At 74.3% G+C, this 19,004-nt stretch carries 17 protein-coding genes; 7 read left to right on the plus strand and 10 right to left on the minus strand.

Annotation, left to right across the window (positions count from 1 at the left end; all coding sequences use genetic code 11):
* A partial coding sequence (locus tag VIG76_RS06495) for a transglycosylase domain-containing protein (protein ID WP_331952308.1) occupies positions 1 to 866 on the minus strand: 866 nt, incomplete at its 3' end.
* 111 nt (positions 867 to 977) lie between these two features.
* On the opposite strand from VIG76_RS06495, the gene VIG76_RS06500 reads away from it, so the two are divergent.
* A complete protein-coding gene (locus VIG76_RS06500; RefSeq protein ID WP_331952310.1) occupies positions 978 to 1,928 on the plus strand; it encodes a hypothetical protein in 951 nt (316 codons plus the stop codon).
* A gap of 14 nt (positions 1,929 to 1,942) precedes the next feature.
* On the opposite strand, the gene VIG76_RS06505 is transcribed toward VIG76_RS06500, so the two are convergent.
* The 5 genes from VIG76_RS06505 to VIG76_RS06525 form a co-directional block, all read right to left on the minus strand.
* On the minus strand, positions 1,943 to 2,545 hold the full coding sequence (locus VIG76_RS06505; protein WP_331952312.1) for a DNA translocase FtsK: 603 nt from the start codon (positions 2,543 to 2,545) through the stop codon (positions 1,943 to 1,945).
* Positions 2,546 to 2,802: 257 nt separating this feature from the next.
* The gene (locus tag VIG76_RS06510; protein ID WP_331952314.1) at positions 2,803 to 3,390 is read right to left on the minus strand and encodes a DNA translocase FtsK; all 588 of its coding nucleotides are present in this window, start codon (positions 3,388 to 3,390) and stop codon (positions 2,803 to 2,805) included.
* A 38-nt stretch (positions 3,391 to 3,428) separates the two neighbouring features.
* On the minus strand, positions 3,429 to 4,394 hold the full coding sequence (locus tag VIG76_RS06515; RefSeq protein WP_331952380.1) for a cation diffusion facilitator family transporter: 966 nt from the start codon (positions 4,392 to 4,394) through the stop codon (positions 3,429 to 3,431).
* A gap of 2 nt (positions 4,395 to 4,396) precedes the next feature.
* Entirely contained in the window at positions 4,397 to 4,693 is a 297-nt protein-coding gene (locus tag VIG76_RS06520; RefSeq protein ID WP_331952316.1) for a DUF3253 domain-containing protein, read from the minus strand.
* A gap of 9 nt (positions 4,694 to 4,702) precedes the next feature.
* Positions 4,703 to 5,632, minus strand: coding sequence for an aldo/keto reductase (locus VIG76_RS06525; protein WP_331952318.1), 930 nt, complete (start codon positions 5,630 to 5,632; stop codon positions 4,703 to 4,705).
* 185 nt (positions 5,633 to 5,817) lie between these two features.
* Here VIG76_RS06525 and VIG76_RS06530 point away from each other — a divergent pair, with 185 nt between their 5' ends.
* Positions 5,818 to 6,390 (plus strand): hypothetical protein, encoded by a 573-nt coding sequence (locus VIG76_RS06530; RefSeq protein ID WP_331952320.1) that lies wholly within the window; start codon positions 5,818 to 5,820, stop codon positions 6,388 to 6,390.
* A gap of 15 nt (positions 6,391 to 6,405) precedes the next feature.
* Here the strand turns inward: VIG76_RS06530 and VIG76_RS06535 are convergent, their stop codons facing one another.
* Positions 6,406 to 7,692, minus strand: coding sequence for a GAF domain-containing serine/threonine-protein kinase (locus VIG76_RS06535; protein WP_331952322.1), 1,287 nt, complete (start codon positions 7,690 to 7,692; stop codon positions 6,406 to 6,408).
* A gap of 49 nt (positions 7,693 to 7,741) precedes the next feature.
* Between VIG76_RS06535 and VIG76_RS06540 the strand changes: the two genes are divergently transcribed.
* Positions 7,742 to 9,232 carry a CYTH and CHAD domain-containing protein gene (locus VIG76_RS06540; protein ID WP_331952324.1) on the plus strand — a complete coding sequence of 497 codons (1,491 nt, stop codon included), beginning with the start codon at positions 7,742 to 7,744 and terminating at the stop codon, positions 9,230 to 9,232.
* 3 nt (positions 9,233 to 9,235) lie between these two features.
* Here VIG76_RS06540 and VIG76_RS06545 read toward each other — a convergent pair whose 3' ends face one another.
* Complete coding sequence (locus VIG76_RS06545; protein ID WP_331952326.1) at positions 9,236 to 10,645, minus strand: MFS transporter; 1,410 nt, start codon at positions 10,643 to 10,645, stop codon at positions 9,236 to 9,238.
* Between the two features lie 58 nt (positions 10,646 to 10,703).
* Here VIG76_RS06545 and VIG76_RS06550 point away from each other — a divergent pair, with 58 nt between their 5' ends.
* Genes VIG76_RS06550 through VIG76_RS06560 form a run of 3 tightly spaced genes read left to right on the plus strand, consistent with a single transcriptional unit; the run spans position 10,704 to position 14,215 of the window.
* A complete protein-coding gene (locus VIG76_RS06550; protein WP_331952328.1) occupies positions 10,704 to 11,270 on the plus strand; it encodes a hypothetical protein in 567 nt (188 codons plus the stop codon).
* A gap of 7 nt (positions 11,271 to 11,277) precedes the next feature.
* Positions 11,278 to 12,027, plus strand: coding sequence for a dienelactone hydrolase family protein (locus tag VIG76_RS06555; RefSeq protein ID WP_331952330.1), 750 nt, complete (start codon positions 11,278 to 11,280; stop codon positions 12,025 to 12,027).
* 52 nt (positions 12,028 to 12,079) lie between these two features.
* Positions 12,080 to 14,215, plus strand: a complete 2,136-nt coding sequence (locus VIG76_RS06560) for an APC family permease (protein WP_331952332.1) — start codon at positions 12,080 to 12,082, stop codon at positions 14,213 to 14,215.
* A 52-nt stretch (positions 14,216 to 14,267) separates the two neighbouring features.
* Here VIG76_RS06560 and VIG76_RS06565 read toward each other — a convergent pair whose 3' ends face one another.
* A complete protein-coding gene (locus VIG76_RS06565; RefSeq protein WP_331952334.1) occupies positions 14,268 to 15,044 on the minus strand; it encodes a potassium channel family protein in 777 nt (258 codons plus the stop codon).
* 213 nt (positions 15,045 to 15,257) lie between these two features.
* Here VIG76_RS06565 and VIG76_RS06570 point away from each other — a divergent pair, with 213 nt between their 5' ends.
* The gene (locus VIG76_RS06570) at positions 15,258 to 17,366 is read left to right on the plus strand and encodes a RecQ family ATP-dependent DNA helicase (protein ID WP_331952336.1); all 2,109 of its coding nucleotides are present in this window, start codon (positions 15,258 to 15,260) and stop codon (positions 17,364 to 17,366) included.
* Here the strand turns inward: VIG76_RS06570 and VIG76_RS06575 are convergent.
* On the minus strand, positions 17,363 to 18,979 hold the full coding sequence (locus VIG76_RS06575; RefSeq protein ID WP_331952338.1) for a cation:proton antiporter: 1,617 nt from the start codon (positions 18,977 to 18,979) through the stop codon (positions 17,363 to 17,365). The two genes, VIG76_RS06570 and VIG76_RS06575, sit on opposite strands and share 4 nt — an antisense overlap.
* Between the last annotated feature and the right edge of the window lie 25 nt (positions 18,980 to 19,004).

The raw sequence follows: 19,004 nt of genomic DNA on the forward strand, positions 1-19,004 counted from the left end.
GGCGTGTGCACCGCCGTGTCGTACTGGGCCTGCGTGATGAGCTTGTGGCTGAGCTCGTTGGCGAGGATGTAGTCGCGCCGCGTGGTGTTCGGGGCGATGTTCGCCTTCTCGTCGATCCGCAGCACGTTCGGGTTGTTCACCATGGCGAGCAGGCTCGCGGCCTGCGCGACCGAGAGCTTCGTCGCGTCGACGCCGTAGTAGTACTGGGCGGCCGACTGGATGCCGTAGACGCGGCCGCCGAACGGCGCGATGTTCAGGTACCCGAGCAGGATCTGGTCCTTCGAGTACTTCTTCTCCAGCGCGATCGCGAGGCGCGCCTCACGAAGCTTGCGGCCGACCGAGGGGTCGATGCAGACGTTGTACGCCTTGTCGACGGCGGCCTGCGTGTGCAGCGACTCGGCCTCCTGCACGCAGACGTTCTTCACGTACTGCTGCGTGATCGTCGATGCGCCCTGCACGTTCTTGCCGAGCAGGTCGGCGACCGTCGCCCGGACGATGCCGGCCGGGTCCACGCCGCCGTGCGTGTAGAAGCGCACGTCCTCCGCCGCCAGCGTGGCGTTCTTCACCGTGGTGGTGATGTCCTTCCACGGGACGACCTCGCGGTCCTGCGTGTAGAAGGAGGCCAGGAGCACGTCCTTGCCGTGCGACTTGGCGTAGATCTTCGTCTTCTGATCCAGCGGCGCGATCTTCAGATCGGTCGGCAGGTCCTCGAACAGGCCGATGCCGTTCTTGGCCGTCGTGCCGGTGAGGGCGATGGCGGGAGTGACCGCCACTGCGACCATCACCCCGGCGATCACGGCGACCGCGATCATGCCGAGGAATGCGGAGAAGGCGGTTCCGATACGACGGGAAGCGGAGCCGGGCATCCGGCCATGGTACGAAGTGGGTCTGACCGTCCGGTGTCAGGCAGGCGCGTCGCACCCGTTCTGTTACCGAATGCCAAGCGTTCTGCCCACGGTTCCAGAGGAGGGGTGCGGGTGGCCGAACCGGCGGATGCGGTCGCCGAGGCGGCGGCCGAGCTCTACGCGCTGCCGCCCGAGGACTTCATCGCGGGGCGCACCGCGCGGGTCGCCGAGCTGAAGCGGGCCGGGGACGCCGACGCGGCGAAGGCGGTCGGGCACCTCGCCCGCCCGACCGCGGCCGCCTCGCTCGTGAACCGGCTCGTCCGGGAGCGGCCCGACCTCGTCCACGGGCTGCTCGAGACCGGCCGGGAGCTGCGCCGTGCGCAGGACGAGCTCGACGCCGAGCGGCTGAAGGCGCTCGGCGCCGAGCGGCGGCAGCGGGTCGCCGCGGCGGTCGAGGCCGCAGGCGCGATCGGCACGGCGGCCGGGCACGCCCCGGGCGCCGCGGTGGTCGAGGACCTGGGCGCCACCTTCACCGCCGCCGTGATCGACCCGGCCTCCGGTGGCGCGGTCGCATCCGGACGGCTGCTCCGCGCGCTGCCCGCCGACGGCCTCGAGGACGCCCCTGCGGAGGACTTCGTCGCAGTGCCGGAGGCTCCCCCGATGCTGGCCGCGGCGGCACCGGCGTCGCGGAAGGCGCCGAAGGCGTCGAAGGCGTCGGAGAAGCCGGCCGAACGCAGCGACGGGCACGAGGACCGGGTCGCGGCCGCGGCGCGGCGGGACGCCGGGCGGGCCGTGGCGGACGCGGAACGGGCGAAGGAGCGGGCGCAGCGGGCGGCGCGGGACGCGGAGGACGACCTCGCGGATGCCGACCGCCGCCGGGACGACGCCGATGCCCGCGTCACCGATCTGCGCAACCGGATCACCGAGCTGCAGCAGCGCCTCGACGCGGCCGAGGACGACCTGCGCGCGGCCGACCGCGACGTGCGGGACCGCCGAGGCGACGAGCGCACGGCTCGGCGCGCTGCCGAGGACGCCGAGGACGACCTCGCCGCCGCGAAGGCCCGCCTCGACGGGCTCGGCTGAGCCGTCACAGCGCGTCAGACGCTGAGCAGCTCCTCGAGCTCGGGCAGGCGGTCCTTCGGCAGCAGCACCTGGCGCGGCAGGGAGCCGGTCGCCGGGCCGACGACGTGCCGCTGCTCGAGGTCGCCGAGGATCCGACGCGCTCGCGAGTAGGGCACGTGCAGCTCCCGCTGCAGGCGGGCGGCCGAGGCGTACTGCGTCTCCACCACGAGCCGCGCGGCCCGCGCGAAGTCGGGGTAGTCGTCGCCGAGCTGCGCCTTCAGCCCGGTGAGCTGCTCGCGGATGGGATCGCGAAGCGCAGGGACCGCCGGTGCGGCCGGCTCGGGCTCCTCCTCGGCGACCGGCACGTGCACCAGCACGGGTGCGGGTGCCGCAGCGGGCAGCGGCAGCGCACGGGGCTCGTCCGCGAGCCAGGCGGTCAGGTCGTGCAGGTCGGACCACGGCTCGGCCTCCGCGCGCCGCTGCATCCCGGTCCCGATCCGGTGCACCGCGAGCGCGCCCCCGAGCAGGCCGACGAGCGTGCCTGCCGGCCACCAGAGGTAGAGCAGCACGAGGACGGCGACGAAGCCGGCGAGCAGCAGCGCGGTGGTGCGCTTCGGATCGGACGAGAGCTGGAGCATGGGTGGGACCTCCGGCGGGGACGGGCGACGGCCGCCGGGCATGCGGGCGCGCCGAACGTCGGGCACCGGCTCGGCGCAGCGACTTCGAGACGTCGGCGGCCGGGTCCGGCAGCACTGACGAGCGGCGCGCGGCCGAGGCCGCGGCGATGCGTCGATTCTCCCGGCCCCACCCTTGGCGGAGACCCCGGATCGGGCCTCCCGAAGAGGCCTCACGGCGCGTCGTTACCGGTTCGATAGCAACCGCGGCGTGTCGCGCGTCAGACGTGCAGCAGGCGACGGACCTCACCGGCGGAATCGGCCGGCACGAGCACGGTGCGGGGGGCGGTGCCGCGCGGCGGCCCGACGAAGCCCTCGGCCTCGAGCAGCTCGAGCAGGTGCCGCGCACGGGAGGCGGGGACGGCGAGGTCGCGCTGCAGCGCGGCGGTCGACGCCCACTGCGAGGCGGTCACGACGGCGGCGGCCCGGGCGAAGTCCGCCCAGTCGTCGCCGAGGCGCACCCGCATCCGCCGCACGTCGCGGCCGAGGTCGTCGAACGACGGGGCGTCGAAGTCGAGCTCCCCGTCGTGCGGCACGGCGGCCGCCTGCCGCTGCATCCCGATACCGATCAGCACCGTGCCCGCGACGCCGACGACGAGGGCGACGACGACGCCGACCCGCCACGACATCCACAGCGCCGCGGCGGCCACGACGAACACCGTCAGCGCCACCGCGGCGAGCCGCTCAGAACGCGCAAGCTCCCGCACGATCCCCCCGATCAGCGCCGCGGATCGGGTCGCTCCCCCGAGCGCATCCGCGACTGCTCCAAGGATCGCGGATCGTGCCCCGAACGGCACGACCGGCGGCACCCCCAGAGCGCGGGCCCACGGTGCTCAGGGCACGGCGCTCACGGCACGGCGGGGGCGTCCTCCGGCAGGGACAGGGTGAGCACCGCGCGGAGGATGTGCGGCCGCTCCTGGAGCTCCTCCGCGATGCGGCGCAGCCGGATGGCGACCTCGTGCTCCGGGGCATCCTCCGTCAGGTCGACGGCGGCGACGAGGTAGACCTTGCCCGGGCCCACGTACTCGAGGTGCAGGTAGCCGACCCCGAGCACGTCGGGACGCTTCAGCAGCATGTCGAGCACCGAGGCGCGCACCCGCGGATCGACGGCCTCGCCGATCAGGAAGATGCGGTTCTGCTGGATCAGCACGACCGCGACGACGCCGAGCACGAGGCCGACGGCGATGGAGCCGGCCGCATCCCACACGCCGTTGCCCGTCAGCTGGTGGAGCCCGATGCCGATCGCGGCGATCACGACGCCGACGAGGGCTGCGGCGTCCTCGAAGACGACCGCCCGAACGGTCGGGTCGCTCGTCGTGAGGGCGAAGTCGAGCAGGTCGCGGTCCGCGTCCTTGGCGTTCCGGCGCACCTGCTGGAACGCCCGGAGGAACGAGATCCCCTCGAGCACGAACGAGACCGCCAGGACGACGGAGTTCAGGAGGACGTTCTCGGCGGGGCCCCGCACGCCGAGCTCGCTGATGCCGTGCAGGATCGAGACCGCCGCCCCGACGGCGAAGAGGCCGACGGCCGCGAACAGCGACCAGATGTAGGTGTCGCGGCCGAAGCCGAGCGGATGCCGCGTCGTGGGCGGCTTCTCCGCGCGCTTGCCCGCGATGAAGAGGAACACCTCGTTGACGGTGTCCGCCCACGAGTGCGCCGCCTCGGCGAGCATCGACGCCGACCCGCTGATCATGGCCGCGACGGTCTTCGCGAGCGCGATGAGCAGGTTGGCGCCGAGCGCGACGAGCACGGTGATGGCGGACTCGCCGTGCTGCGGCGGCTGGTCCTGCTGCTCCTGCCCGTCCTGGGACATCGTCAAGCGCGGTGCACTCGGATGCGGATGGGGCCGCGCGCGGTGGACGGGTCCACGACCCGGCCGCCCTGCACGATGTCGACCTCGCCGGCCGCCACGAGCCGCCGCGCGGCGCGGCGCACCGGCTCCATGAGAGGCCGCCAGTCCTCGGCGGTCGCGCGGGCGACGTCGGACGGGCAGATCGTCGCGGTGGCGGCGCGCGTGGAGAGCAGGGTGCGGATGCGCTGCTCGAGCTCGCGGTCCGCCGCGGTCACCGTCGCGCCCATGGCGGGCTCCCCCGCATCCCGCTGCCTGCCCACGACCCCGCCTCAGGCCGAGACGGGCGCGGTCGGCGCGGAGAGCAGCTCGAGCTGCTGCGGGGTGAGCTCGAGGGAAGCGGACTCCATGAGGTCCGCGACCTGCTCGACCGTCCTGGCGCTCGCGATCGGGGCGCCGACGTGGGGCTGCGCGCGGAGCCAGGCCAGGGCGACGGCCGTCACGCTGACGCCGTGGTCCGCCGCGACGTCGTCGAGCGCGCCGAGCAGCTCCAGGTTCCGCCGGTCGTCGAGGTAGGCGCCCGCCCGGCCGGCGCGCTGCGAGTCGACCGCGGTGCCGGGGCGGTACTTGCCGGTCAGGAAGCCGCTCGCGAGCGAGGAGTAGGGCACCTCCACCATCCCGAGCTCGCCGACGGTCGGCACGAGCTCGATCTCGGCGTCGCGGGAGACGAGGCTCCACTCGTCCTGGGCGACCGTGAAGGGCACGAGCCCCGACGAGGCGGCGATCCGCTGCGCGGTGCGCAGGCGCGCCGGCGAGAAGTTCGAGGCGCCGATCTCCCGCACCTTGCCCGCGGTGACGAGGGCGTCGAAGGCGCCCATCGTCTCGTCCTGCGCGACGGTCGGATCGTCGCGGTGCGCGAAGTAGAGGTCGATCACGTCCGTGCGAAGCCGCTTCAGGGAGTCCTCGACGGCGGCCGTGATGTTCGCGGCGGAGAGGCCGCGGCGGCCCTCGAGGCTCGAGACCTTCGTCGCGATCACGACCCGGTCGCGCACGCCGCGCGACTCGGCCCACTCGCCGATGATCGCCTCGGACTCGCCGCCCGAGTTGCCGGGCACCCACGCCGAGTAGACGTCCGCGGTGTCGATGGAGCGGCCGCCGGCGTCGAGGAACGCGTCGAGCACCCGGAAGCTCGCCTCCCGATCGGCCGTCCATCCGAACACGTTGCCGCCGAGCATCACCGGGCCGAAGTCGAGTGCCGTCATGCCGTTCCCCTCACCGCCGCGCGGGGCCGCCCCCGCCCGAGTCCAAGTCAGCCAGACCCGCCCTCGGAGTATTCCGTACGTCCGCCTCATGTACCCCGATCGGTCCCCCGAAGCGCCGACGCCGGGACAGGGGCTGCTTCGGCTCAGCGAGCGCCGATAGCGTCGGACACCGGAAAGGAGGGCCGATGCCCTGGCTCGCACTCGCCCTCTGCCTCTGGGGGCTGTTCCTCGGCGTGACGGACGGCCCCGCGGCCGGCGCCGCGGTGATGGCCGCGGGCGTCGCCCTGCTCGTGCTGCGCGGCGCCGTCGACGCCCGGCGCGCTCGTCGCAGCCGCCAGGCGCTGCTCGCCGCGACCACCGCCGCCCGGCCGGCCCCGCGGCCCACCGCCGCTCCCGCCGCACCCACGACCACGGTCCTGCGGCGTCCCGCCTTCCGGGCGCCCGACGCGATCGACGAGGCGCTGCTGCAGGCGTTCTGGAACTTCGGATCCGTGACGGACGCCGCCGCGCTCGCCGGCTGCGAGCCGCTCGAGGCCCAGCGCCGCCTCGTCGAGCTCGTGCTCGAGCCCGGCGCCCGGGTGGCCGTCCCGGCGATGCCGGACCGCGCCCTCACCGACTTCGAGGAGCGCGCGGTCGTCCGCGGCTGGAACGCCGGTGAGCCGCTCGCCTCGCTCTCGGCCGCGTTCGGCGTGTCGGTCTTCGCCCTCGGCGGCCTGCTGCTCGCCGCCGGCCCCATCCCGGTCGGCGCCCGGGCGTAACGAGTCGGAGCCGGCTCAGCGGCGCGCGAGGGCCGCTCGCCGGGCCGCGCGGCGCAGCTCGAGCTCGTGCAGCACGATCGCCGCGAGGTCGGTGAGCGTGTCCGCCGCCGACGGGTCGAGGTCGGCCGGCGTCTCGTCGTAGACGGCGAGGAGTCCGATGAGGAGCCCCTCCGCGGTCCGGATCGGCGCTGCGGCGGCGAACCGGATGCCGAGCAGCGCCACGAGCGGATCGCCCGACAGCTCGGGATCCGCGGCGGCGTCCCGCACGGCGGCAGGCGAGGCGCCCTCGAGCAGCGCGACGTGCAGCGGGTCGACCCGCGGCACCTCGGCGGGCAGCTCGCCGACCCGCGCCTTGAACCAGATCCGGTCGGCGTCGAGCAGGCCGATCGCCGCCATCCGGGTGCCGAGCACCCGCGAGGCGAGGTCCGCGATCCGGTCGAACGGCGCATCGGGCGGTGTGTCGAGCACGCCGTAGGCGCGGACGGCGGCGAGGCGCGCGGTCTCCTCCGAACGCCGCGGCGCCTCGCGGTGCCGCCCGGTCTCCTCGACGACCAACCGGCCGAACGTCGCGACGAGGGTTGCCGCGTCGGGCCGCGCGGCGGGATCGGGGTCGAGCATGGCCGTGAGCGGCCGGCGCCACTCCCCGGCGACGACGTCGTCGAGCCCGTCGGGCCGGCCGGTCAGGCACTCGACCAGGACGAGGCCGAGGGCGTAGACGTCGGAGGCGCCGTCCGCGGGCTCGCCGGCGATCTGCTCCGGGCTGCGGTAGGCGCCCGAGGCCGCGGCCCCGCCGACGAGGTCCTGCAGCCCGAAGTCGCCGAGCTTCACCCGGGGTCGCCGCTCGGCGGCGTGGTCGAGCAGCAGCACGTTGGCCGGGGTGACGTCCCGGTGCACGACGCCGCGCTCGTGCATGTGGTGGAGCGCCTCGGCGAGGTCGAGACCGATGTGCGCGACCTGGCGGGCCGGCAGCGGTCCGCGGGCGAGCACCCGCTTCAGGTCCGTGCCGTCGACGAGCTCGAGCACGAGGAAGACGGTCGCGGGACCCTCGGCCGAGCGCTCGACGGCGACGTCGAACAGGGTGACGAGGCCGTGCATCGTGAGGCCGGCGAGCCGCCGGGCCTCCGCCTCCTGCGCGGCGAGGATCGCGGCGTCGGCCGCACCGCCGGTGACGACCTTCACCGCGACGCCCCGGCGCAGCAGGAGGTCCTCGGCGCGGTAGACCGTCGCGTGCGTCCCGACGCCGAGCACGTCGCCGAGCCGGTATCGGTTCCGCAGCACGCGCGGTGCGGCCGGGTCCCCCATCCGCGACTCCATTCCGTCACCGGATCCTAACGAGCGCGAGGATGAGGCCATGAGCGGTAGCGGGCAGGCGGAGATCGAGATCAAGTACGCGGTCGAGGAGACGACACGGGTGCCGGATCTCGCGGGCATCCCCGGGGTGGTGGCCGTCGACGCGCTCGGCGTCCTGCACCTCGAAGCGGTCTACTTCGACACCGCGGACCGCCGGCTCGTCGCCGCCCGCATCGCGCTGCGCCGCCGCACCGGCGGCCACGACGCCGGCTGGCACGTGAAGCTGCCCGCGGCCGTCGGCCGCACCGAGGTGCAGGCCCCGATCGACCCGGAGGCGCCCGACGCGCTGCCGGAGCCGATCCGCGACATGATCCGCACGCGGCTCCGGGACGAGCCGCTGGAGCCGATCGCGCGCATCGTCACGGAACGGGACGCCACGGTCCTGACGGATGCGGGCGGCAGCGGGGCGATCGAGTTCGTCGACGACCGCGTCACCGCGACGGACATCGCGGCCGGCGTGGTCCGCACCTGGCGGGAGTGGGAGGCGGAGCAGGTCGGCGACGACGCGGACGCCTCCGCCGCGCTGCTCGCCGCCGCCGACCGCGTGCTCCAGGCCGCCGGCGCCCGCATCTCGCCGAGCCCGGCCAAGCTCGCCCAGGCGCTCGGCGGGCAGCGGCGGGAGACACCGCCGCCCGCCACGACCGCGGGCGAGGCCGTCCGCCGCATCGTCGCCGGGCTCGTCGAGCAGCTCCACCGCGACGCGGTCGCGCTGCGGGGCGGCGGCCCCACGGAGGTGCACGCGGCGCGGAAGATCGTCCGCCGCATCCGGTCGGTGCTCGCGCTCGAGGCCGTCACCGGCGAGGCCGGCGCGGCGCTGCGGGAACGCCTCGGCACGCTCGGGACCACCCTCGGCGACGCCCGGGACCCGGTGGTCGCGGCGGCCGTGGCCGCGGACCTGCTCGACGACCTCGACGAGGGGGTGCCCGGCGCCGCGGACGCCCGCCGGCGCCTCGTCGACGAGCGGATCGCGTCGGCGGAGGCCGCGCACGCCCGCATCGTCGACAGCCTCGGCTCCCGGCCCGACCTCGCGCTGTTCGCCGACCTCGACGCGTTCGCGGCCGCTGCGCCGACGGGCCCGAGCGCCGGGGAGCCCGTCGCCGCGCTGTCGGGGCTCGCCCGCCGCGCGGTGCGGCGCGCCGTGCGCCGGACCCGCCACGTCGACGGGTCGCTCGCGGCGCTGCACGACGCTCGGAAGGCGGCGAAGCGCGCCCGGTACGTGATCGAGGAGCTGCACGCGGCGGGCGTGCTGCGCTCGACGTCCGCGCTGCGGAAGGCGGCGAAGCGCGCATCCGCGGTCCATGACGCGATCGGCACGCACCGCGACCTCGAGCTGGTCCTCGAGCAGCTGCCGTTCGAGTCGGTGCGGGCCACCGCGGCCGGCGAGAACGCCTTCGTGTACGGGGTGCTCGCCGAGCGGGGCGCCCGGAAGGCGGCCCGCCTGCTGCGCCGTGCCAGGAAGGTCGTCGACCGCTTCCGCGCCGGCGGCCGGTAGCCGTCAGGCGTCGGCGCGCGCCGGGTTCCGGATGCCGATGAAGGAGATCACGCCGCCCGCGGCGAGCAGGAACGCGGTGACGACCGAGGCCCGGTCGAACCCGGGGACCGTGATCGCGCCGCCGACGATCCAGCCGACGCACGCGGTCGCGACGAGCCCAGCGACGCGCGCGACGGCGTTGTTCACAGCCGACCCGATGCCGCTCTGCTCCGGCGGCACGGCGCCGAGGACCGCGGCGGTGAGCGGCGCGACGGTGGCTGCGATCCCGAGGCCCGCGATCACGATGCCGGGCACGATCAGCCAGAGCGCCCCGGCGGGCTCCCGCACGAGCGCCATCAGCCCTATGCCGATCGCGGCGGTGAGCGGTCCGACGGTCATGAAGAGCCGGGGCCCGTAGCGCCCGGCGAGCGCCCCGAAGCGGCCGGCGAGCAGGATCATCAGCACGGTCGAGGGCAGTCCGACGAGCGCCGCGACGGTCGCGGGCAGCCCGACGACCTGCTGCAGGAACAGGGTGGGCACGAGCGAGGAGAGGCTGAGCCCGGCGTAGATGGCGAGGGTCGCACCGTTGCCCCAGCGGAAGTTCCTGGCCCGGAACAGCGAGGCCGGCACGAGCGGATGCGCCGTGCGACGGTCCCGGAGCACGAAGGCGGTCAGCAGGACGACCCCGGCCACGAGCAGCACGATCGCGACCGGCAGGGACAGCGTCGCGGTGTTCCCGCTCCGGCTGTGGGCGCCGACCTCGATCAGCCCGGTGACGAGGGCGCCGAGCCCGAGCGCGGCGAGCGTCGCTGAGGGCACGTCGATCCGCGCCCGGGGTGCGTCGCGGCCTGCGTCGCGCATCCGGCCGAGCAGCAGCAGCGAGCCCGCGGCGGGCAGCACGGAGAGCACGAACACGCTCCGCCATCCGACGGCGTCGACGAGCAGCCCGCCGACGATGGGCCCGGCGAGGAACGACACGGAGGTCCACGAGGTCCAGCGGCCGATCGCCCGGCTCTGCTCCGGCCCCTCGAAGGTCGCGATGATCAGGGACAGGGAGCCGGGGACGAGCAGGGCGCCGGCGACGCCCTGGAGCAGCCGGGCGACCACGAGGATGGCGGCGGTCGGGGCGACCGCGCAGAGCAGCGACGTGGCCGCGAACGCGATGATCGCGATCCGCAGGACCTTGAGCCGCCCGAACGCGTCCGAGACGGCGCCCGCGGTGAGGATGAAGGCGGACAGGGTCAGCAGGTACCCGCTGACCACCCACTGCTGCAGCACGATGCCGCCGCCGATGTCGCGCGCGATGGCGGGCAAGGCGATGTTCACGATGGAGCCGTCGAGGAACGAGACGAACGACGCGAGGATCGCGGCCCAGAGCAGCCGGTTCTTCACCGCCGCACCCGCCGCGGTGTCGAGCGAGGGGGTGCCGGTCACGGGCGTCAGTATCCTCCCCGCGCGCGAACGGCAGCCGCCCGGCGGTTAGCGTGCCCAGGTGCGCCGCGCGACCTGGATCCCCCTGCTCGCCGTGGTGCTGCCGCCGGTCGCGCTCGCGGTCGCCGGGCTCCCTCATCCGCAGGACCTCACAGCGTCCGACGCGCTCGTCTGGCGGAACATCCACCTCGTCGCGCTCTGGATCTTCCCGCTGCTCGCGCTCGCGCCGTGGCTGGTGCTGCGGGAGCGGCATCCGCGCCTCGCCGTGGTCGCGGCGGTGCTCGGCTACCTCTTCGCCTGCGGCTACACGGCCCTCGACGTGCTCGCGGGCATCGGGGCCGGGGGTCTCGCGCTGCACGGGCTGCGGGGCGAGGGCGTGCTCTTCTCGCTCGGGAGGGCCCTGGCGCTGCCCGCGGTGATCGCGTACCTCGCCGCCACCGTGCTCGCCGCCCTGGCCGCAGTGGCGACACGGCGGCCGATCGCGGTGCTCGGCGCCCTCCTCGTCGTCGCCGGGGCGGTGTCGTTCCTGACCAGCCACATCTATCCGCCGCGCGGCGTCGTCACCATGCTCGTGCTCGCGGCCGGCTGGGCGGTCCTGGTCGTCGTGCGGCCGCGCGAAGGACGATGATGAGCCCGTGCCGACCCTGATCGACGTCCGCCTGCCCACCATCGAGGCGGGGAGCCCCGGCCTGACCGGGGTGCTCGGCCTGCCGGACGGCGAGGGGCCCTGGCCCGGCGTCGTGATGGTGCACGAGGCCTTCGGGATCACGCCCGTGATGCGCCGCCAGGTGGAGCGGAGCGCCGCGGCCGGCTTTCTCACCCTCATGCCGGACCTCTTCGTGGACGGCGGCCCCCGCAAGTGCCTCCGCCGCACGTTCGGGGACATCGGCCGCGGCTCCGGCCGCACCTTCGACGACGTGGAGGCCGCACGGCGCACCCTCGCGGGCCGGGACGACTGCACCGGGCGCATCGGCGTGCTCGGCTTCTGCATGGGCGGCGGCTTCGCGCTGATGGCGGTGCAGGACAAGGGCTTCGACGCGGCGAGCGCCAACTACGGCCGCCTGCCGAAGCCGCTCGACCCGCGGCTGGTCGGCGCCTGCCCCGTCGTCGGCAGCTACGGCGGCCGGGACCGGAGCCTGAGCGGTGCGGCCGCCCGCCTCGATGCGGCGCTCGAGCGGCACGGCGTGCCGCACGACGTGAAGGAGTACCCGACCGCCGGGCACTCGTTCCTGAACGACGAGCCGCACAAGTCGAACCCGGTGATGGGGCTGCTGCTCGAGCAGGTGCTGCACGCCGGTCCCGACCCCGAGACGGCCGCCGACGCGTGGGGCAGGATCGACGCGTTCTTCCGCCTCCACCTCGCGCAAGAGGCTTCCGCGGCCTGATCTACACTGGCCGCTGCCTGCGGCGATCGCCGCTCACGACGAAGACGGTGGGATGTCGGATCCGAAGGACCTGCGGGCCGCCCCGCCGCGCGGTCCGCTCCCTGCTCCTGACACGGCACCCGGGCACGGCCACCGGTCCCACGAGGCCGACGGCGACGGGCGGCACCCCGCCCACGAGCTCGGGCATCGCGCCGGGCTGTCCGTGCATCCCGACTCCCTCGCCGAGCAGCGCGCCGTGCCCGACGTCTGCGCGCCGGAGCCGCAGCAGCGCGGGCGATTCGGCCGCTGGGCGCTCGACGGCCTCACCGATTCCGCCGGCGCCCACCAGGGGCCGCACGGCAAGGCCGCCCACACCAACCACTGGCTCCGGGTCATGTGCCTCACCGGGGTCGACTACTTCTCCTCGCTCGGCTACCAGCCCGCGATCGCCTTCCTCGCCGCCGGGTTCGTCTCCCCCATCGCGACGCTGGTGCTCGTCGCGCTGACCCTGTTCGGCGCGCTGCCGGTCTACCGGCGGGTCGCGAGCGAGAGCTACCGCGGCGAGGGCTCGATCGCGATGCTCGAGCGGCTGCTGCCGTGGTGGGGCGGCAAGCTCTTCGTCCTCGCGCTGCTCGGCTTCGCCGGCACGGCGTTCATCATCACGATCACCCTGTCGGCGGCGGATGCGGCCGAGCACGCGGTGAGCAACCCGCTCGTCCCGAAGTCCTTCGCCGGGGCGCACCTCTGGGTCACGCTGCTGCTGATCCTGCTGCTCGGCGCCGTCTTCCTCCGCGGCTTCAACGAGGCGATCGGCATCGCCGTCGTGCTCGTGGCGGTCTACCTCGTGCTGAACGCGATCGTCGTGATCGACGGCTTCGTCCTGGTGCTCCAGCAGCCGGCGTTGTTCACGGACTGGGGCAGGGCGCTGCTCGCGCAGGGTGGCGGCAACATCTTCGGGGTCATCGGCGTCGCCCTGCTGGTCTTCCCGCAGCTCGCGCTCGGCCTGTCGGGCTTCGAGACGGGCGTCACCGTCATCCCCCAGATCCGCGGCGACGCGGACCGGCCCGGGCAGCGGCCCGAGGCGCGGATCCGCGGGGCCAAGCGCCTGCTCACGACCGCGGCCACGACGATGAGCCTCTTCCTCATCGCCTCGAGCCTCGTCACCACGCTGCTGATCCCGCCGCGGGAGTTCCAGCCCGGCGGCGCCGCGAACGGCCGCGCCCTGGCGTACCTCGCCCACGAGCACCTCGGCCCGATCTTCGGGACCGCGTACGACGCGTCCACGATCGCGATCCTCTGGTTCGCCGGTGCCTCCGCCATGGCCGGGCTGCTCAACATCGTGCCCCGGTACCTGCCGCGCTACGGCATGGCGCCGACCTGGGCGCGGGCGGTGCGGCCGCTCGTGATCGTGTTCACGGTGATCGCGGTCCTCGTCACGCTCGCCTTCAACGCGTCGGTGGACGCGCAGGGGGGCGCGTACGCCACCGGGGTGCTCATGCTGATCACGTCGGCCGCGACCGCCGTGACCCTGTCCGCGCGGCGGAAGCGGCAGTGGAAGCGGACGGTGGGCTTCGGCGTCGTCGCGCTGATCCTCGCGTACACGCTGGTCGTGAACATCGTGCAGCGGCCCGACGGCGTGCGGATCTCGCTGCTGTTCATCCTCGGCATCCTCGTGGTCTCCTTCCTCTCCCGGATCCGCCGCTCCTTCCAGATGCGCGCGACGAGCGTGCTCTTCGACGACGCCGCGCTCGAGTTCCTCCGCGAGGCCGAGGACTACGGCGCCATCCACCTCGTCGCGAACGAGCCCGGCGCCCGCGACGAGGAGGAGTACCGCACCAAGGCGCGGGACGAGCGGCGCGACAGCAACATCCCCGGCCGGGCGTCGATCATCTTCCTCGAGGTGACGAAGGCGGACTCCTCCGACTTCGAGGAGGACCTCGAGGTGCGGGGCATCATCCGGCACGGCTTCCGCGTGCTCGAGGTGGCGAGCGGCAACGTGCCGAACACCCTCGCGGCGGTGCTGCTGCAGATCCGGAACATCACGGGCGTCGTGCCGCACATCTACTTCGAGTGGACCGAGGGCAACCCGGTCTCGAACATGTTCCGCTTCCTCGTCTCCGGCGAGGGCGAGGTCGCCCCGGTGACGCGGGAGGTGCTCCGGGAGACGGAGCCGGATGTGCGCCGTCGCCCGATGGTGCACGTGAGCTGAGCCGAATCGCGCCGTTCCGGAGTTTTCAGCCGACACGCCGCGCCGAGGGCGCTCACGACGGCGTGTCGTCCGATTTCTCCGGAACGGCGCGATCTGTGCGAAGGGCGGCGAGCTCGGCGCGAAGGGCGCGGATCTCGCCGGCGAGGGCGTCGACGTGGGCCGTGGTGACGGCCTCGGCCGCCCGCTCCCCCGTCGAGATGCGCTCGACGAGCCACGACGCGAGCGTCGCGGTGATGATGCCGAGCAGCGCGATGCCGGCGAGCATCAGCCCGACGGCGATGAACCGGCCCTGCGCGGTCACGGGCACCCGGTCGCCGAACCCGACCGTGGTGATCGTCTCGAACGCCCACCACACGGCGTCCCCGAACGTGCGGATCTCGGCCCCCGGCGCAGGCCGTTCCGCCTCGAGCTCGGCGAGGGATGCGAGGAACACGAGCAGCGCCGTCGATCCGACGACGTAGACGGTCACCCGCCCGCGGATCCAGGTGCCGGTGGCCCGCTGCAGCACCGCGAAGAGGGTGAGCAGCCGCAGCAAGCGCAGCGGCCGCAGCATCGGCAGCGCGACCACGAGGAACTGCGGCAGGTGGGTGACGAACCATCGCCCCCGGTGCTCCACCAGCCAGAGCGTGACCACGTAGTCGACGACGAAGAGGAGCCAGACGGCGCCCATGACGGCCTCCGCCGCATCCGCCGGCGCACCGTGCAGGTCCGCGAGCACCTTCCACGCGTAGACCACGAGGAAGAGCACGGCCGCCACGGTGATCGGCAGCTCGGTGCGGCGCCGCCAGGCGTCGATCGTGAAGGGGTGGTGCGGCACGGTCCGGGACATGGACGAACGATAGGGAGCGGCGGTGGGCGGCGGGAGGGGCGGATCGTCCGGTGGCGCACCCGTTACCTGAACGCCGCACGTCGCGCGGATCCGGAGTTCCTGCACGACACGCCGGGGCGGAGCGCATCCGCCCGGCGCGTCGCCCGGAATCTCCGGATCCGCGCGATGGCGGCCCTGGGGAACGGCCCAGTCGCCCGCTGCTGCGATGGGTCGGTGAGCAGCACCGAGATCCAGATCGAGGACACGAGGGGCGAAGAGGCCGGCCGACACGCCCGCGACATCGAGCGCGTCGCGCGCGACGTCTTCGGCTGGGACCCCCTCCGGCCGGGCCTCGCGCGTGCCGTCGCCGCGGTGCTCGGGGGCCACGACGTGCTCGGCGTCATGCCGACCGGCTACGGCAAGTCCGCGGCCTACCGGATCGCCGGGGCGCTGCTGCCGGGCACCACGCTCGTCGTCTCGCCGCTGATCGCGCTGCAGGCGGACCAGCTCGCACACCTCGCGGAGACCGACGGCGCGCGGCCGGCGCGGCTCGTCAACTCCGCGCAGCCGAAGGCGAGGACGGAGGAGGCCTGGTCGATGCTCGAGGCCGGCGAGCTCGGCTACCTCTTCCTCGCGCCCGAGCAGCTCGCGAACGAGGAGGTCGTCGCCCGGCTCGCTGCGGCGCCGATCTCGCTGCTCGCCGTCGACGAGGCGCACTGCGTCTCGTCGTGGGGGCACGACTTCCGGCCCGACTACCTGCGCCTCGGCGAGGTCGCCGAGCGGCTGCCCGCTCCCCCGCAGGTCCCGGACGCCCCGCGGCCGCCGATCCTCGCCCTCACCGCGACGGGGTCGCGGCCGGTGCGCGAGGAGATCGTCGAGCGCCTGCGGATGCGGGACCCGCGGATCCTCATCCACGGCTTCGACCGGCCGAACATCGGCCTGAAGGTCGTGCGGCACACCGATGAGCACGAGCAGGTCGCCGCCGTGCTCGACGACGTGGCCGCGCTGCCCGCGCCCGGCCTGCTCTACGTGGGGACCCGGCGCGCGACGGAGGAGTACGCGGCCGCGCTGCAGGAGCGGGGCGTCGCCGCGGACGGCTACCACGGCGGTCTGCCCGCGAAGCGGCGCCGCGAGCTGTCGGCGGCCTTCCACGAGGGCGACGTCGCGGTCATGGTCGCCACCAGCGCGTTCGGGATGGGGATCGACAAGGCCGACGTGCGCTTCGTCGTGCATGCGGCTGCACCGGAGAGCGTCGACGAGTACTACCAGGAGGTCGGCCGGGCCGGGCGCGACGGGGAGCCGGCCGTCGCGACCCTGCACCACCGGCCGGAGGATCTGGCGCTCCGGAAGTTCTTCGCGAGCGCCGTGCCGAAGGCGAAGGACCTGAAGGCGCTGCTGCTGGCGCTCCGCGACGACCCCGACATCCGGGCGGCGGGCGAGCGCGCCGGCCTCAGCGGGCGCCGCGCCAGCGCCCTGGCCGCGCTCTTCGAGGAGGCGGGCGTCTTCTCGATCGAGGACGGCCGGGCGGTCTCGGGCGAGCGGCCGATCGTCGCGGACGAGGCGGTGCGGGCAGCGCTCGAGCAGGCCGAGGCGCGGCGCCGCATCGACGAGTCGCGGCTCGCGATGATGCGCTCCTACGCCGAGACGACGCAGTGCCGCAGGCAGTTCCTGCTCGGCTACTTCGGCGACGAGGACACCCAGCTCTGCCACGCCTGCGACAACTGCTTCAGCGGCGCGGCCGAGCGGTACGCCGAGGCGCGCGCCGTCGACGGCGACGGCGACGGCTCGATCCCGTTCCCCATCGACACGGCGGTGCGGCACGCCGAGTGGGGCGACGGCCGGGTGATGAGCGTCGAGGACGACCGGATCACCGTGTTCTTCGCCTCGGAGGGCTACCGGGTGCTGTCCATCGCCGCGGTCACGGAGCACGACCTGCTCACCGTCCTCACGGGCGCCGTGACGTCCCCTTCAGGTGCCGGTCGTAGCGTCGAGCGCATGAGCGACGCACGCACCGACGACATCGACCCCGACGCGACGGGTGAGGGCGCCGACCTCGGCTCGGCGGATCCGGTCACCGGCGTCCCGAACGGCGACGGCGGCCTGGACGGCGAGGCGGTGCTGCCGGACGACCCCGACGACGACCTCGCCGGCGGCGACCCGCTGGCGCTGCGCGCCGAGTCGATGGACACGGTCACGAACGACGCGGTCGCGGGCGACACCGTGCTCCCCGGCCCGGGCGACGGCAACGACGGGCCGACCGGCGGCGCGCCCGTCGAGTTCGAGCCGATCCTGCCCGACAACGAGCTGGCCGGTCAGGACATCGACCTCGACGACGAGCGCTAGGAGCGGCGCCGCACGCGGAGCAGCTGCGGCGGCCTCCGGCTGGGCAGATCGCGCCGGTAGGAGCGCTTCATCGCGGCCTCGATCGTGTCGTAGTCCGCGAGCACCGCGTTGATCGCGGACTCCTCGTAGCGGCCCTCCTGCCGCGCCTCGAGCACCGCGTGCCGTTCCGCGTCGAGCATGGCGAGGCGGAGACGGGCGTAGACGTCGGGCTGCGCTGCGACGCCCTCCTCGTCGGTGGTGCCGATCCCCATCCGGTACTGGGCGGTCTGCCGCAGGCTCTGCACGACCTCCTCCGGGTCGTCCTCCGCGGCCTCGTGCTCGAGCCGCTCGAGCGCCGCCTGCTGGGCCTCGCCGACGAGGATGCGGATCTGCATCCGGTCCTGATCGGGGTTCGGCAGCGGCAGGCGCATCCAGCGCACGAGCGAGGAGAGCCAGAGACCCTGCAGCAGCGACAGCACCACGATGACGAACGCGGCGAGCTTGAGGAAGCCCACCTGCGGCGTGTCGTCGGGCAGCAGGAACACCGCGGCGAGCGTGACGACGCCGCGCACCCCCGCGAACGAGATGGCGAACGCGGTGCGCCACCCCCAGCGCCGCTCGCGCAGCCGCTCCGGACCGAACCGGTACAGCACCGTCGCCGCGAGCACCCACAGGTACCGGGCGAGCACCATCGTGAGGTAGATGGCGGCGATGAGCAGCGCGCCCGGCAGCAGGCCGATGTTCGACTTCGACGCGCTGCGGACGATCTCGGGCAGCTGCAGCCCGATGAGCAGGAAGACGGCGTTCTCGAGCAGGAACGACAGCGTGCGCCAGTTGATCCGCTCCGCGATCCGCGACTCCGCCGACTGGAAGACCGGCGCCCGGTACCCGAGCCAGACGCCGGTCACCACGACCGCGAGGAAGCCGGAGCCGTGCACCAGGATCGCCGGCAGGTAGGCGATGTAGGGCGCCGCGAGCGACAGCGCGGTGTCGAGCACGGGGGCCTTGAGGCGGCGGCGGATCCAGGTGAGCCCGACGGCGACGGCCACCCCGGAGGCGAGGCCGCCGACGACCGCGAGCGTGAAGTCCCGGGCGATGTCCCCGATGGTGACCACCGCGCCGATCGCCGCGATCGCGCTGTTCAGCGTCACGAGCGCCGTGGCGTCGTTCAGCAGCCCCTCGCCCTCGAGCAGCGCCGCGAGCCGCCGCGGCAGCTTGCCGCTGCCCGCGATCGCGCCCACGCTGACGGCGTCGGTGGGCGCGAGGATCGCCCCGAAGGCGATGCCCGCCGCGAAGGTCATCTCGGGCACGAGCAGCCACGTGACGATCCCGACGACGAGCGCCGAGAACACGACGAGCCCGACCGAGAGCGTGAGGATGGAGTCGCCGCGGGCCCGCACCTCGAGGAAGGACGTCTGCAGCGCCGCTGCGAAGAGCACGGCGGGCAGCACGCCGACGAGCACCACCTCGGGGTTCAGCTGCACGGTCGGCACGCCGGGGATGAACGCGATGCCGACTCCCGCGAGAACGAGCAGCAGCGGCGCCGACCAGCCCACGCGGCGCGACAAGCCGGTCACGCCGACGACGAGCAGCAGGGCCGCGACGGCCCAGGCCACGGTCGCGGTGAAGCTCACCGGTGCGGACGCCGGTCGGCTCTGA

This window comes from Amnibacterium sp., assembly GCF_036559085.1.
In the GTDB taxonomy this organism is placed as follows: Bacteria; Actinomycetota; Actinomycetes; order Actinomycetales; family Microbacteriaceae; genus Amnibacterium.

What these genes read in the sequence shown, in the direction of transcription:
- VIG76_RS06530 (WP_331952320.1), top strand. Translation starts at nt 5,818, where the DNA reads ATGCCCTGGCTCGCACTCGCCCTCTGCCTCTGGGGGCTGTTCCTCGGC.
- VIG76_RS06515 (WP_331952380.1), bottom strand. Translation starts at nt 4,394, where the DNA reads ATGTCCCAGGACGGGCAGGAGCAGCAGGACCAGCCGCCGCAGCACGGC.
- VIG76_RS06565 (WP_331952334.1), bottom strand. Translation starts at nt 15,044, where the DNA reads ATGTCCCGGACCGTGCCGCACCACCCCTTCACGATCGACGCCTGGCGG.
- VIG76_RS06540 (WP_331952324.1), top strand. Translation starts at nt 7,742, where the DNA reads ATGAGCGGTAGCGGGCAGGCGGAGATCGAGATCAAGTACGCGGTCGAG.
- VIG76_RS06525 (WP_331952318.1), bottom strand. Translation starts at nt 5,632, where the DNA reads ATGACGGCACTCGACTTCGGCCCGGTGATGCTCGGCGGCAACGTGTTC.
- VIG76_RS06505 (WP_331952312.1), bottom strand. Translation starts at nt 2,545, where the DNA reads ATGCTCCAGCTCTCGTCCGATCCGAAGCGCACCACCGCGCTGCTGCTC.
- VIG76_RS06535 (WP_331952322.1), bottom strand. Translation starts at nt 7,692, where the DNA reads ATGGGGGACCCGGCCGCACCGCGCGTGCTGCGGAACCGATACCGGCTC.
- VIG76_RS06560 (WP_331952332.1), top strand. Translation starts at nt 12,080, where the DNA reads ATGTCGGATCCGAAGGACCTGCGGGCCGCCCCGCCGCGCGGTCCGCTC.